Annotated in this window: 14 protein-coding genes; 6 read left to right on the forward strand and 8 right to left on the reverse strand. The window is 64.0% G+C overall.

What is annotated here, in order from left to right:
• Window positions 1-51: 51 nt before the first annotated feature.
• Window positions 52-1,281: a pyridoxal phosphate-dependent aminotransferase gene (locus tag ABQM86_RS15280; protein WP_369744817.1), complete on the forward strand. Its 1,230-nt coding sequence runs from the start codon at window positions 52-54 to the stop codon at window positions 1,279-1,281.
• A gap of 113 nt (window positions 1,282-1,394) precedes the next feature.
• Here ABQM86_RS15280 and ABQM86_RS15285 read toward each other — a convergent pair whose 3' ends face one another.
• Together ABQM86_RS15285 and ABQM86_RS15290 are read right to left on the reverse strand one after the other, a co-directional pair.
• Window positions 1,395-2,069 carry a LuxR C-terminal-related transcriptional regulator gene (locus tag ABQM86_RS15285; protein WP_369744818.1) on the reverse strand — a complete coding sequence of 225 codons (675 nt, stop codon included), beginning with the start codon at window positions 2,067-2,069 and terminating at the stop codon, window positions 1,395-1,397.
• Window positions 2,066-3,652 (reverse strand): PspC domain-containing protein, encoded by a 1,587-nt coding sequence (locus ABQM86_RS15290; protein WP_369744820.1) that lies wholly within the window; start codon window positions 3,650-3,652, stop codon window positions 2,066-2,068. The genes ABQM86_RS15285 and ABQM86_RS15290 overlap by 4 nt, the downstream gene beginning before the upstream one ends.
• 125 nt (window positions 3,653-3,777) lie before the next feature.
• Between ABQM86_RS15290 and ABQM86_RS15295 the strand changes: the two genes are divergently transcribed.
• The 5 genes from ABQM86_RS15295 to ABQM86_RS15315 all read left to right on the forward strand — a co-directional run bounded on the left by ABQM86_RS15295 (window position 3,778) and on the right by ABQM86_RS15315 (window position 7,958).
• On the forward strand, window positions 3,778-5,319 hold the full coding sequence (locus ABQM86_RS15295; protein ID WP_369744822.1) for a PspC domain-containing protein: 1,542 nt from the start codon (window positions 3,778-3,780) through the stop codon (window positions 5,317-5,319).
• Window position 5,320: 1 nt separating this feature from the next.
• A complete protein-coding gene (locus ABQM86_RS15300; RefSeq protein WP_369744824.1) occupies window positions 5,321-5,692 on the forward strand; it encodes a hypothetical protein in 372 nt (123 codons plus the stop codon).
• 31 nt (window positions 5,693-5,723) lie between these two features.
• Window positions 5,724-5,972 carry a PspC domain-containing protein gene (locus tag ABQM86_RS15305; protein WP_207594251.1) on the forward strand — a complete coding sequence of 83 codons (249 nt, stop codon included), beginning with the start codon at window positions 5,724-5,726 and terminating at the stop codon, window positions 5,970-5,972.
• 193 nt (window positions 5,973-6,165) lie between these two features.
• Complete coding sequence (locus ABQM86_RS15310) at window positions 6,166-7,191, forward strand: ATP-dependent 6-phosphofructokinase (RefSeq protein WP_159706941.1); 1,026 nt, start codon at window positions 6,166-6,168, stop codon at window positions 7,189-7,191.
• Between the two features lie 17 nt (window positions 7,192-7,208).
• Window positions 7,209-7,958, forward strand: a complete 750-nt coding sequence (locus ABQM86_RS15315; protein WP_280623268.1) for a GNAT family N-acetyltransferase — start codon at window positions 7,209-7,211, stop codon at window positions 7,956-7,958.
• Between the two features lie 66 nt (window positions 7,959-8,024).
• On the opposite strand, the gene ABQM86_RS15320 is transcribed toward ABQM86_RS15315, so the two are convergent.
• The 6 genes from ABQM86_RS15320 to ABQM86_RS15345 form a co-directional block, all read right to left on the reverse strand.
• On the reverse strand, window positions 8,025-9,545 hold the full coding sequence (locus ABQM86_RS15320) for a DHA2 family efflux MFS transporter permease subunit (protein ID WP_369744826.1): 1,521 nt from the start codon (window positions 9,543-9,545) through the stop codon (window positions 8,025-8,027).
• Window positions 9,529-10,158 (reverse strand): PadR family transcriptional regulator, encoded by a 630-nt coding sequence (locus tag ABQM86_RS15325; RefSeq protein WP_337339338.1) that lies wholly within the window; start codon window positions 10,156-10,158, stop codon window positions 9,529-9,531. The genes ABQM86_RS15320 and ABQM86_RS15325 overlap by 17 nt, the downstream gene beginning before the upstream one ends.
• 109 nt (window positions 10,159-10,267) lie before the next feature.
• The gene (locus ABQM86_RS15330; RefSeq protein ID WP_207594255.1) at window positions 10,268-10,681 is read right to left on the reverse strand and encodes an ankyrin repeat domain-containing protein; all 414 of its coding nucleotides are present in this window, start codon (window positions 10,679-10,681) and stop codon (window positions 10,268-10,270) included.
• Window positions 10,678-11,763, reverse strand: coding sequence for a folate-binding protein YgfZ (locus tag ABQM86_RS15335; RefSeq protein WP_369744827.1), 1,086 nt, complete (start codon window positions 11,761-11,763; stop codon window positions 10,678-10,680). The genes ABQM86_RS15330 and ABQM86_RS15335 overlap by 4 nt, the downstream gene beginning before the upstream one ends.
• 55 nt (window positions 11,764-11,818) lie before the next feature.
• On the reverse strand, window positions 11,819-12,541 hold the full coding sequence (locus ABQM86_RS15340) for a flavodoxin family protein (protein WP_280623272.1): 723 nt from the start codon (window positions 12,539-12,541) through the stop codon (window positions 11,819-11,821).
• A 51-nt stretch (window positions 12,542-12,592) separates the two neighbouring features.
• Complete coding sequence (locus ABQM86_RS15345) at window positions 12,593-13,192, reverse strand: FABP family protein (protein WP_207594258.1); 600 nt, start codon at window positions 13,190-13,192, stop codon at window positions 12,593-12,595.
• Between the last annotated feature and the right edge of the window lie 153 nt (window positions 13,193-13,345).

Here is a 13,345-nt window from a genome sequence, read left to right on the forward strand (position 1 = left end):
GTCGAATCCCATCATCCAGCCCACGAGCTGCCTGCGAAGAACGGTACATAGATGTCTGCCGGAACAACTACCGCCCGCATTTCACAGCGAATCTCCGCCATTGCCGAGTCCGCCACCCTTGCCGTTGATGCCAAGGCCAAGGCACTGAAGGCCGCAGGCCGTCCCGTGATCGGTTTCGGTGCCGGGGAACCCGATTTCCCCACCCCGGATTACATTGTCCAGGCCGCCATTGAAGCTGCGGGCCAGCCGAAGTACCACCGCTACTCCCCCGCCGGCGGCCTCCCTGAGCTGAAGAAGGCCATCGCAGAGAAGACCCTGCGGGACTCCGGCTACCAGGTTGACCCCTCCCAGGTACTGGTGACCAACGGCGGCAAGCAGGCGGTCTACAACACCTTCGCTACATTGGTGGATCCGGGCGACGAGGTCATCATTCCCACCCCGTTCTGGACCACCTACCCGGAAGCCATCCGCCTCGCCGGCGGCGTTCCCGTTGAGGTCTTCGCCGGTCCGGAACAGGGATACCTGGTGACCGTCGAGCAGCTGGAAGCAGCCGTGACGGACCGGACCAAGATCCTGCTGTTCGTTTCCCCGTCCAACCCCACCGGTGCCGTGTACAGCCCGGAGCAGGTTGCGGAGATCGGCAAATGGGCCGCGTCCAAGGGCTTGTGGGTTGTCACGGACGAAATCTACGAGCACCTGACCTATGACGGTGTGGAGTTCACCTCCATCGCCACTGCCGCTCCGGAACTGGGCGACAAAGTTGTCATCCTCAACGGTGTGGCCAAGACCTATGCCATGACCGGATGGCGCGTTGGCTGGATGATTGGCCCGGCCGACGTCATCAAGGCAGCCACCAACCTGCAGTCGCACGCGACGTCCAACGTCTCCAACATCATGCAGGTGGCCGCCGCCGCTGCCCTCACGGGTCCGCTGACCGCCGTCGACGAAATGAAGGTAGCCTTCGACCGCCGCCGCAAAGCGATCGTCGCCGGACTCAACGCGATTGACGGCGTTGAATGCCCGACGCCGACCGGCGCCTTCTACGTGTACGCGGACGTCCGTGGGCTGCTGGGTAAGGAATTTGAGACTTCGAACGGTCCCGTCCGTCCTTCCGCCTCTGCTGAACTCGCCACCCTCATCCTCGACGAGGTTGAGGTAGCCGTGGTTCCGGGTGAAGCGTTCGGACCCTCCGGCTACGTCCGCCTGTCCTACGCTTTGGGCGACGAAGACCTCGCCGAGGGTGTCCGCCGCATTCAGGAATTCCTGGGCAAGGCCAAGTAAGCAACCAGCCAACGCAAACGCTCTTCCACCATCGGTAGGTGGGAGAGCGTTTTCGTTTAAGGCGCGGGATCTGAGAGAGCGATCGGGAAAACCCGACGGGAAGTGAACGGGCGTTAGAGGAGGCGGCGCTCGGCCGCCCACTTGGTGAGCTCGTGGCGGCTGGAGAGCTGCAGCTTCCTCAGGACGGCCGAAACATGGGTTTCCACGGTCTTGATGGAAATGAAGAGTTCCTTGGCGACCTCCTTGTAGCTGTATCCCCGCGCGATGAGCCTCATGACTTCGAGTTCGCGCGCAGAAAGCTTGTCCAGTTCGTCGTCTGCGATATCCGCCGGAGCAGTACCGAACGCATCCAGCACAAAGCCCGCAAGCCGCGGTGAGAAGACTGCGTCGCCATCGGCCACCCTGATCACGGCATCGGAAATCTCTCTGCCGGAGATGGTCTTGGTGACATACCCGCGGGCACCGGCGCGGATGACGGAAACCACGTCCTCGGCTGCGTCCGAAACACTGAGCGCCAGGAAGCTGGTGGTTCCCAGCAACGCGGCCGATCCGGCAATGACCTCACGGCCGCCACCGCCCAGTCCGCCGGGAAGGTGAACGTCCAGGAGCACCACCTCGGGGCGGGCTTCGGCAATGACGGCGATGGCCTGCTCCACCGTTCCGGCTTCGCCCACGACGTCCATGCGGGCATCGAGATCGGCCTTCAGCCCGGACCGGAAGATGGTGTGGTCATCCACGATCACCACCCGCACCGTGCGTCCTGGACCATTCTGGGGGTTGGTGCTCATTGCTTCGCTTCTCCATTCCGGGCTTCACTGTTCCGGGCTTCACTGTTCCGTTGTTCGCCCGCGTCGCCGTTGGCGGACGGCAGGGTCAGCCGGACTTCCGTTCCGTCGCTGCTGCTGTTGATGGTCGCTGTGCCACCGTGCCGCTTCATCCGGCCAATGATCGATTCCTTGACGCCCAGCCTGTCGTCCGGAACAGCTTCCGGATCGAAGCCGGGACCGCGGTCCTTGACGAAGATTTCCGTAGTGCCCGCAGTACTCTCCACGTACACGGACACCGCTCCGCCGCCATGCCGCGCGGCGTTGAGCATCGCTTCACGGGCTGCCTGCACCATGGCCTCGTGCCGCTCCGTCATGTCGGTATCGCCCACCGCCACCACTTCTACCGCATGGCCTTGGGAGTCTTCAACCTCCGCTGCGACAGCCTTGATGCGCTCGGCCAGGAGCCCTGATTCCTTGGCTGCATCACTGAAAAGCCAGGCCCGGAGTTCGCGTTCCTGTGCCCTGGCAAGCCGTACGACGTCCTGCTCCGACCCCGCCCTGCGCTGGATCAGCGCCAAGGTCTGCAGCACGGAATCGTGCAGATGGGCGGCAATCTCGGCGCGTTCTGTCTCCCGGATGCGTCCTGCCCGTTCGGTTTCCAGGTCCTTCCAAAACTTGAGTCCCCAGGGCAGCAGAACCAGGGCAACCCCACCCAGGACGGCCACGGACGCCAGCAGCGCCAGCCAGGTCTGTTCCCACGATCCCGAGCCGGACACCATGACCAGGACGCCCGCCACCACCAGCGCCAGGCCGGCTGCCAGCCGGACCCAGCCCCCGGCTTGATCGGCTTTCGTCTTGTCCACCAGGCCGGCCCTGCGCGTTTCGTCGAGCTGCATCCAGGCGATAGCCGCACCGCCCAGGATGGCAGCAGCCGGTATGAGGGTCCCCAGGGGAACGTCGACGCCGAACTGGCGGGCAATCAGGATGGCGGCCACCAGGAGCAGGGCCGCGCCGAGAAGGATTTCCTTGCCATATTGGATACGCCGTGAGGAGAACCAGGATGCCAAGCCGCCCCCACCGCCGCTGCCCGCCCAGTCCCACGGGGCGGTGGGACTGCCAAACCCTGCAGGTTCAGCAGCGGGAACCTGACCACGGCCCGGGGCGTCGCTGCCGCCCGGGACCGGATGGCCAGCAGCTGCCCCGGGAAACGGCCCGCCCACCGGGACGGAACCAAGGACAGGGGGTGCGCCGGCCGCCGATGGTGGGCATCCGGCGTCGTACGTTTTCGATGCCTGGTGACTTCCAGCGCCTGGTGTGAATCCGGCAGGCGTGGTTCCGCCACTGGGCGGCAGGCTTACGGCAGGAGCAATGGGCGACGCCGGACGGCGGGCATTGCGCTTAGCGCTCTCATCCGCCGTGGGAACCATGGTCCACAGCCACGCGTAGAAAGCCACGCCGGCGCCGCCGGCGAAACACGCCAGGATCATGCCAAGCCGGACGAACTTGACCGGCCAGCCCAAGTGATCTGCCAGCCCACTGCAGACGCCGGCAATCATGCGGTCGCTGCTGCGAACCAGCACGGGGCGTTGTACAGCGGTAGTCATGTACCAATCCAAACACGGATAAGGGTGACCCGGACTGGAAACCAGCGTAGTTCGGGGGTCCCTCAGGGGTCATTCAGGGTATCCCCCAGTAGAGGGAAGGACGGGCGGGGCGGCAGGATCGAAGTATGAACGCGAACAGCATCAATCCAGAGGAACCCGGAACGCCAGGCACTGCCGGCACCTCCGGCGCACAGCAAGGACCCACCGCCGGCACTTCCGCGGGAACTGGTCCGGACAATGGCAACTACCCGCCGGCCGGCGCCGCTCCGGCCGTTTCCCAGGAGAACTTCTTCGACTGGATCCGCAACCAAGGCATCCGCCGCGGACCGGACCGCTGGATTGGCGGCGTCGCAAGCGGCGTGGCCCACCGCTTCGGCATCGATCCGCTGATTGTGCGGGGCATCTTCATTGTCCTGGCGCTCTTCGCCGGCGTTGGGGTGCTGCTTTACGGCATTGCCTGGGCCCTCCTGCCGGAGCCCGATGGCCGCATCCACGTCCAGGAAGCAGCTGCCGGCCGCTGGTCCGGAGGCATGACCGGCGCGTTGATCACCACGATCATCGGACTCCCGAGCCTGGGCCGGGGATTCTGGGGTTGGGGCTGGGACGGATTGCCTGGCCTGTTCTGGACGCTGTTCTGGATGGGTGGCATCTTCTACCTCATCTACTTCCTGGTCCAACGCAACAAAGCTTCGAAGGGAACTCCGCCCATGGGTCAGCAGAACTATTCCGCAGCACCCGGGAAGACCTCCGCGTACGGAACCCCCGCACCGGGGACGCCAGTGGCCCACGGGCCGTCAACCGCTTACGGGCCGTCTGCCGCGTATGGGACTTCGACCGCGGGCAACACGGGCGTCCCTGTCTACGGCGTCGGCCAGCACGGCACAAACCTCCATGGTCACAGCGCCGGCGCCGTACCGCCATCGGGCCCGTACACGCCGTCGGGTCCTTACAGCCCGTCCAATCCGTCCGGCCCCCGTCCGCCGCAGGGCCCCATTCCCCCGCAGGACTGGCAGCCCCAGCCCGCCGCCCCCAAGCGTAAGGGACCCGGGGCTGCGATCGTGGCAGTCTCTGCCGGAGCTGCGTTGCTGGCCGGCGGTACGTTGAAAGCGCTCGACGCCGGGAACGTCATTGAGTTGGGCAACTCCGCCAACGCCGTGGTGTGGGCCACCGGTGCCGCAGTCCTGGGCCTGGGCATCCTGGTCGCGGGGCTCCGCGGCCGGACCTCAGGGTTCCTTGGTTTCCTTGCAGTGGCTGCCCTCATCATCGCCGGGATCTTCAACGTGGTCCCCAGGGACGGAGACCGTTTCACTTTCCACGACGTGAACTGGGCACCCACATCCCTGGAGCAAGCGCGGCAAGGGATCGACGTCACCGGCGCCCAAGGGGTGGTGGACCTGACCGACATCACCATGAATCCCCCGCTGATCTCCGAAGTCCTGATCCCCGTTGATGCGACCGCCAGCAACGTGACGGTCATCATTCCCGACGACGTGCCTGTGGAAGTCAGGGCGGACATGACCTTCGGCAACCTCAACGAACGCGGCTCGGACCGCGGCGGCCGGCTCCAGGACGAGCGGACCCTGTACAACACCGGGAAGCCCGGAGCCAACCTCGTGGTGGAAATCGACGGCACGTTCAGCAACGTGACCATCCAGGAAGGAAACTGACATGAGCACCAACGAGCCCGGCAAGGCCAACGAAGCCCAGCCCACAGTGCCCCTGCCCAAAGAAACCAACCCCACCGAGGCCCTGCCCAAGCCACGGCTCCAGGAAATCCCGCTGACGCCACCGCTGGAGCGCAGCTTCCAGGTGGAGCACGCGGACGACGACGAGCCCCGGCAAGCCCGGATCGGCACCGTGGTGTGGGGGTTGATCGTGATAGCCCTGGCGGCCTTGATCGTCATCTCAACGCTCGGTTGGGTCACACTGAACGGCACGTACGTCATGATAGGCCTGATGATCGGTGCAGGAGCGGCCTTGGTAGTGGGAGGACTCCTCTCCGCCCGCAAAGGTTCCAAAAAAGTGACCACTACGAAGTGACAAAGCAACCACAACAGGGAAGTCTGTAGCCATGGACAAGTTCTTCAGCATCGTCAGGGGCTTCGGCCTGAAGCGTGGACCGCAACGCTGGTTGGGCGGGATCTGCGGAGGAATCGCGGCCAAGCTCAGGGTGGACGTGGCATACGTCCGGGTGGCATTCCTGCTCTTCTGCCTGCTGCCGGGACCCGCGTTCGTGATCTATATCCTTGGCTGGCTGATCCTGCCGGACCAGAACAACAAGATCGCCCTCGAATCGTTCATCAGCCAGCGTTCCCGGTAAGTCCCGGTCACAAAGCACACGAAGCGTCCCGCCACCAGGCGGGGCGCTTCCTTTGTTTTCAGACACGTTTCCAATACCGCACGGCCGGGTTCAAAAGTAACCGTTTGTGTCCCACCCCACATGCGCGTCTACAATCATGGGGAGCTCAGCGTGGCGCTCTGCACGTATTCCTCCAAGCCATGAGTGAGCAAACATGAAAATTGGCATTCTGACCAGCGGTGGCGACTGCCCCGGCCTCAACGCAGTGATCCGGGGAGCCGTCCTCAAGGGCATCGCCATCCACGGCCAGGAATTTGTAGGCTTCCGTGACGGCTGGCGTGGTGTTGTGGAAGGTGATGTCATTGACATCCCCCGCACCATGGTCCGCGGTATCGCCAAGCAGGGTGGCACCATCCTGGGCACATCCCGCACCAACCCGTTTGAAAACGGCGGTGGCCCGGACGTCATCAAAGCCCACATGGAACGCCTGGGCATTGACGCGATCATCGCCATCGGCGGCGAGGGAACCCTGGCAGCGGCCAAGCGCCTCACCGATGCAGGCCTGAAAATCGTCGGCGTCCCCAAGACCGTGGACAACGACCTCGATGCCACCGACTACACCTTCGGCTTCGATACCGCAGTCCAGATCGCCACGGAGGCCATTGATCGCCTCCGGACCACCGGGGAGTCCCACCACCGGTGCATGATCGCCGAAGTCATGGGCCGCCATGTCGGCTGGATCGCCCTGCACGCCGGCATGGCCGCCGGCGCCCATGCCATCCTGATCCCCGAGCAGAAGGTCAGCATCGAGGAGATCACTGAGTGGGTCCAGGAAGCCCACGATCGTGGCCGCGCGCCCCTGGTAGTGGTTGCCGAAGGCTTCGTTCCGGAACATATGGAGTCCCCCCACTCCGAGCGCGGGCTGGACACCTTTGGCCGTCCCCGCCTCGGCGGCATCGCGGACCAGCTGGCCCCCGAGATCGAGGCCCGCACGGGCATTGAAACCCGCGCCACGATCCTCGGCCACATTCAGCGCGGTGGCGTCCCCACCGCCTACGACCGCGTTCTGGCAACCCGCCTGGGCATGGCCGCCATCGACTCCGTAGTGGACGGACGATGGGGCACCATGGTGGCCCTCAAGGGAACGGACATCTCCCACGTAGGCTTCGAGGAAGCCCTGGGCAAGCTCAAGACCGTACCGCAGCACCGCTACGACGAAGCGTCTGTGCTTTTCGGCTAGTCGGCTAGGCTGAATCCATGACTCTTGAGCCCACGTCCGCTGCCATTATCCAGCTGGCGTGGGCTCGCCATTTGGGGCTCGACGACGACGCTTTCGCCACCGCCGCAGCCCGGCTCACCAACTCGACAACGGACCCCGGCGACCCCGCACACCGCATCACCCGCGTGGATGAATCAGCCCGGGCAGTTGTCTTCCTCAGGCTCTTCGGAGTTTCCGCAATGGTGGGGCCGCAATGGGCCTTGGACGCCGCCGTCGGACTTCCTGATACAGAGCTCGCCCAACACGTGACCCTGCTGACCCTGACCCGGTCCCATGGAGGGCACGGGCTGGGATCAACGGCCCTGTTCTTCGCTGACGATTTGCCGCTGCAGCAACCTTCCGACGACCTCACAGTCTCCCGGGGCAACCCGGAGGCCATCAGCCTTGAAGGGCAGTGCCCTCCGGACGATGTCAATGAGGTGGGGCTGCAGGGCCTGGAACACCGGTTCACCATCATGCACCCTGACGAGGCACCGCCCACCCCGGTGGCCTGCGGTGCCTACTCCGAATGGGAAGGCATCCTGGCCAACATGGGCGTTCTGGTGGCGCCTCCGTGGCGTCGCCGCGGCTTGGGAACCCTGGCGGCGTCCATCGCAGCCCACGAAGCCTTGGCGTCCGGGCTGACCCTCCAGTGGAAAGCCGATGTCAGCAACACCGGAGCGCTCGCGATGGCCCGCAGCCTTGGCTTTGCCACGGGCGGGCTCCACGCGAGCGTGCTGCTCGGCTGATTCCCAAGATTTTGTCCACCTGATGCCCTTGAGGAGTCTTCTTCAGGGCATCAGGTGGACAAGACCCTAGGTGTTGAGATCAGCCTTGGCAGTTTCCGGCGCGGATGCGGACCTGCCGCCCCAACCCTTTACTGACTTCGGCTTCCCAAAGAACAGCGCCACCACCGCGCCCAGCAGGATCGCGCAGGCTGGCAGCAGGATGGACTGGCTCATCGCCGTCGAGAATCCTGCATGAAGGGCGTCCGGCAGTACGCCGCCCATTGACGCTTCGCCCACGGGAGCACCGGCCGGGGCTGCGGGCAATTCCGCGGAGAGCCGCGACTGGATCAGGGCAGCAATGGCCGCTGAACCCAGGACAGCACCGATTTGGCGGGTGGTGTTGAAGACACCGGAGCCTGCACCGGCCTGCCGCGGTTCCAGGTTGCGGGTGGTGGCGTTGGACACCGGTCCCCAGATGAAGGCGTTGGCAACACCTTGCAGCGCGCTGGGCAACAGGAACATCCAGATGGGAGTGTCCGGTCCCAGCAGGGCAGCGGTCCAGAAGAGGGCTCCTGCCATGCAGAGCAGGCCAAACGAGGCAAAGTATCGAGGATTCGCCCGGTCAATGAGCTTGCCTACGAACGGCGCCAGGGCACCGGAAATAACGGCCATGGGGATCATGAGCAGCGCCGACTGGGTGGGCGTCAATCCGCGGACCGTCTGGTAGTAGAAGATGGTGGGCAGCGGGAACGCCGTCACCGTGAAACCGACGGCCATGATGGTGGTGTTGCCCAGGGAGAAGTTGCGGTCCTTGAACAGGCCAAGTGGCAGCAGCGGTTCCCCGCCCCGGCGTTCAAGGAGCCATTGCCAGAGCACAAAGAGAACCAGGACCACCAGTCCGGTGATGATCAGCCCCCAAACGGTGACGAATCCGGTGACCGTTCCCCACTTGTAGGTCTGGCCTTCCTGGATGCCAAAGACCAGCAGGAACATGCCGACGGCGGACAGCACCACGCCGAGGATGTCGAACGAGTGCGTGTGGGTGGTCAGTTTCGGTACGAAACGCATCACCAGGATGAAGGCCACGATCCCAATGGGGACGTTGACGAAGAAGATCCATTCCCAACCCAGGCTGTCCACCAGCACGCCGCCAAGAATAGGGCCAACCAGCACGGCCATGCCGGCGGTAGCTCCCCACAGCCCCATGGCCGCACCGCGGCGGTCCGGCGGGAAGATGCGGGTGATGACGGCCATGGTCTGGGGTGTCATCATGGCTGCACCCAGGCCTTGGAGGACACGGGCGGCGATCAACATGGTGACGTCACCGGAGAGACCGCACCACAACGACGCAAGGGTGAAGACCACCAGGCCTATCAGGTAAAGGTTCTTCGGTCCGAACCGGTCCCCCAGCCTCCCGGTGATGAGCAGGGGCACTGCGTACGCCAGCAGATAGGCGCTGGTGACCCAGATGACGGCATTGATGTCCGTGTTGAGGCCCTCCATGATCCGCGGATTCGCGACCGACACGATGGTGGTGTCGATGAGGATCATGAAGAAGCCCACCACGAGTGACCACAGCGCGGGCCACGGCTTAGCTACGTTTTCCAAGGGATTCCTTTGGCTTGTGTGAAGTGTCTGATGGAGCCGGCAGGGGTTCGTCCCAGGGCAGGTGCCCGTTGCCCAACTCCTCGAGGAGGCCGCGGATCCACGCGATCTCCGTTCGGCGCATTGCTTGTTGATACGTGATGTCAATCCAGTACTTGCGGGCAAGTCCCTTGGCCGTCACCGTGGCCTCCGCCCGGACCAGGAAGTCGAGATCGGCAGTGAGTGCTACCACCCGTTCTTCCAGCAGCTCCGCCACCGTGCTGGACGGGAGGTGATGCGCTTCGGCGATGGCATGCGGAAAGAGTGGGTACTCGTTGACCGGGGTTGACAGCATGGCTTGGAGCCGGGCTTCCAGGGCGTCGTGTCCGGCGTCAGTGATCCGGTACGTGGTCCGCTCAGGACGGTTGCCCTCCCGTTCCGTGCCTGTTGCCTCGACCAGCCCGCTTTCCTCCAGACGGCCAACGGCGTGATAAAGCGTCCCTGGCCTGACCTTGACCAGGCGGTCCTCGTGCCGCGCCATCAGCACTTGATACATCTCGTAGGGATGCATAGGTTGTTCCGCCAGGAGCGCCAGAGACGCGACACCCAAGGGGGTCAGCTCAGCAGCTTTGGGCATGCCAAACCTCTTTCCGAAAGTAATATTCCACCACAACTATTCCACGTGGAATATAGGGGCGCAAATAAGCCCGACCGCTGTGGGCGGTCGGGCTTGGATGCTGGAGGACTCAGCCCAGGAGGGCCTGGATCTCCGTCCGCGCAAACATGGTTGCAGCATCACGCGCGGAGGGGGTTCCGGCGTCGGGGTCTGCTCCTGCATCCAACAGCGCCCGGGCGACGGCCGTGTAGCCCTTGAACACCGCCCCGGCAAGGGGCGTCTGGCCGCGGTCGTTGGCGGCGTTGACGTCCGCGCCGTGATGGAGGATCACCTGCACGGCTTCCTCGTGCCCGTGGTAGGCCGCAAGCATCAGCAGCGAGTCACCGGCAGCGTTGGTCAGGGTTGCGGGAGCGCCCGCATTCAAGTAGCTCCGAAGCACGTCGGTGTCGCCTTCACGGGCAGCATCAAACAATGCATGGGCAAGGGCCAACGTTTCGTCGTCGACACCTGCGTCGTGGCCGGCAGGGCCTGTGGGCTGGCTCATCGGTGGGGTCCCTTCAGGAATCCGGTCTGGCGCCCGACAACCTGGCCGGCGTCGGGGGCGACGATCACTTCCTGGGCGGCAATGTACGGCTCCTCGCCATCCATCACCGTCAGGGACTCCTCTGCCGAAACGGAACGCTTGATCACGGCCAAAGCCACGGGTCCCATTTCGAAGTGCTGCGCCACCGATGTCAGAGTACCCACCTTGCGCTCCCCGGCAAATACAACACTTCCCACAGCCGGCAACGTGTGCTGCGAACCGTCCAACTGCAGGAACACGAGGCGGCGCGGCGGATGGCCCAGGTTGTGGACGCGGGCGATGGTCTCCTGCCCCTTGTAGCAGCCCTTGTTCAGATGGACCGAGGTCCTCAGGAGATCCAGTTCGTGGGGAATCGTCTTTTCGTCGGTCTCGGCACCCAGGCGCGGCCTCCATGCCGCGACCCGCAGGGCGTCCGCAGCCATCGCTCCAGCCAGGGGAAGGCCCTCAACCGTCTGCTCAAGCTCCGCCGCGGGGACGAGGTATTCGAACCACGGCCGCTCGAGCCCAGGGTGCGACTCCTCCGGGACAATGCTGTACGCATAGCCGCCCGGGCTGACATGCGGCCAGGGATCTTCCCACACCAGGCGGGACGAGAACTGCTCCACGGGCTTGGTGGCGCCAAGAACTGCCCACTGCTCCGAAGCGTCCTCAATCTCCACCCGAAGCATGAACTTCATCTTGTTCAGCCACTCGGCCAGAGGCGCAGCCTCTGCGGCCTCCACGATCAGCCAAGTGGTCTCGCCGTCGTCGATAACCCTGGCATCAAACTCGATGCGGCCTTGGACGCTGAGCAGCAGCAGTTCTCTGGCGACGCCAGGCTGGAGGTTGGTGAGCTGCTGCGAGGACAGCGTATTGAGCCAGCTGAGCCGGTCCGGTCCGGACACGGTCACCACACCCCGGTGCGACAGATCGACGACGGCGGTGCCGGCTGCCAAGGCACGCTGCTCACGCAGCGGCTCGCCATAGTGGGCAGCGACGCCGGCGTCCAGGCCGGTGTCCTCGACGGCGCCAGGGCGCGACAACAGAGGGCTCGTGTAAGTCATATGTAGTAGAAGTCCTTGCAGCTCAGCAGTATTCCGGGGGTGGCGATATTTCAGGTCAGCGGTATTCAGGATTTTCGAAGTCGAACCGGGTACCCGCTTTCCATTCCTCCGGCAGGTTGCCGTAAGCCGGGATACCCCCGGCATCCCTGAGGATTTTGGCCATGTGGAGCAGGTTCCAGGTCATGAACGTGGTGTTCCTGTTAGTAAAATCACTCTCAGGACCACCCGATCCTTCGTCCAGATAGCTGGGACCGGGACCCACGGGACCGATCCATCCGGCGTCCGCCTGGGGTGGGATGGTGAAGCCGATGTGCTGGAGGCTGTACAGCACATTCATGGAACAGTGCTTGATGCCGTCCTCGTTGCCCGTGATGAGGCAACCGCCCACCTTGGGATAAAACGCCCATTGGCCGTTGCTGTTCAACTCGCCGGAGTGGGCATACAGCCGCTCGATGAGTTTCTTGGTTTGGGAGGAATTGTCACCCAACCAGATGGGGCCGGCCACTACCACGATGTCGGCCTCGCGGACATCAGGGTAGATCCCGGGCCACTCGTCCGTTGTCCAGCCATGCTGGCGCATATCGGGATAGACGCCGCTGGCAATGTCATGGTCAACGGTCCGGACAAGCTTGGTCGTGACACCCTGCTTCTCCATGATGTCCCGGCTGATCTTGATCAGCCCGTCAGTGTTGCTGGGTTGCGGTGAAGGCTTCAGCGTGCCATTGAAGAAGACGGCCTTGAGGCCCTCGTAGCCTTCGGGCTTGAGGTGGGTGTTCACTTTCTGCTCCTTCTGCTGGCTGCTTGCTGGAACGTCCGGTGAAGCCCCGGGTCAGGACACCTTGTGCAGGAATGCCGAGGCGTGGGCTTCGAGTGCTTTGCCGCTGGCAGCAACATCCCACCGCCACAGGAGGTTCCCGTCCACCAGGCCGAAGATCCGGGTGGCTGCGGTGTATTCCTTGGAGTGGCTCCCACGCATCACCATGTCGGTGCTCAGCTGGATCTGGGGTCCCTTGATCTGACCGTAGTAAAGCTCGGTGATGCCACCGGGGTGCGCAATCGACACCGAGATGTCGAAGCCACCGTCTTTGTTGCGGCGCTCTTCCACATCGTCGGCGGTCTTGAGAACCGGGACGATGTCCGCAGGAATCAGGCCGGGTCCGCCGTCGCCTTCCTGGAGCTTCCGCTCCAAGGCCCAGAACCCGGTTTCGACAGTCAACGGACGCAACTTTGCGCCGTCGTCGTCACTGAGCCAGGTCTCGGCCCTGTACTGCAGGTAGGGCAAGCCATTATGGGTGAAGGAAACGTGCTGGACGAAATGCTCGGAATCCTCGTCACCGCTGCCGAGCCGGCCGCGTCCTTCCCACTCACCAATGAGCCAGGAAAGGGGGACGAGTTCAGGCGTCAGATCAGTAGGGATCTCAATAGGCACAACGACTACCTCTGTTGGAGAGCAGGACCGGAAAGTTTACTTCTGGCCCTTGAAAAGGCGGTAAACGACAAAACCTGCGAACCATGCCATGGCAACGCTGGCCAGGCCAAGGAGGACGAGGAAGAAGATTTCAAATGCGAGTACAGACATGAT

The organism is Paenarthrobacter sp. AMU7 (genome assembly GCF_041200195.1).
Taxonomy (GTDB): domain Bacteria; phylum Actinomycetota; class Actinomycetes; order Actinomycetales; family Micrococcaceae; genus Arthrobacter.

Coding starts and splice junctions, on each gene's coding strand:
- ABQM86_RS15280 (WP_369744817.1), top strand. CDS start 52: ATGTCTGCCGGAACAACTACCGCCCGCATTTCACAGCGAATCTCCGCC.
- ABQM86_RS15285 (WP_369744818.1), bottom strand. CDS start 2,069: ATGAGCACCAACCCCCAGAATGGTCCAGGACGCACGGTGCGGGTGGTG.
- ABQM86_RS15290 (WP_369744820.1), bottom strand. CDS start 3,652: ATGACTACCGCTGTACAACGCCCCGTGCTGGTTCGCAGCAGCGACCGC.
- ABQM86_RS15295 (WP_369744822.1), top strand. CDS start 3,778: ATGAACGCGAACAGCATCAATCCAGAGGAACCCGGAACGCCAGGCACT.
- ABQM86_RS15300 (WP_369744824.1), top strand. CDS start 5,321: ATGAGCACCAACGAGCCCGGCAAGGCCAACGAAGCCCAGCCCACAGTG.
- ABQM86_RS15305 (WP_207594251.1), top strand. CDS start 5,724: ATGGACAAGTTCTTCAGCATCGTCAGGGGCTTCGGCCTGAAGCGTGGA.
- ABQM86_RS15310 (WP_159706941.1), top strand. CDS start 6,166: ATGAAAATTGGCATTCTGACCAGCGGTGGCGACTGCCCCGGCCTCAAC.
- ABQM86_RS15315 (WP_280623268.1), top strand. CDS start 7,209: ATGACTCTTGAGCCCACGTCCGCTGCCATTATCCAGCTGGCGTGGGCT.
- ABQM86_RS15325 (WP_337339338.1), bottom strand. CDS start 10,158: ATGCCCAAAGCTGCTGAGCTGACCCCCTTGGGTGTCGCGTCTCTGGCG.
- ABQM86_RS15330 (WP_207594255.1), bottom strand. CDS start 10,681: ATGAGCCAGCCCACAGGCCCTGCCGGCCACGACGCAGGTGTCGACGAC.
- ABQM86_RS15335 (WP_369744827.1), bottom strand. CDS start 11,763: ATGACTTACACGAGCCCTCTGTTGTCGCGCCCTGGCGCCGTCGAGGAC.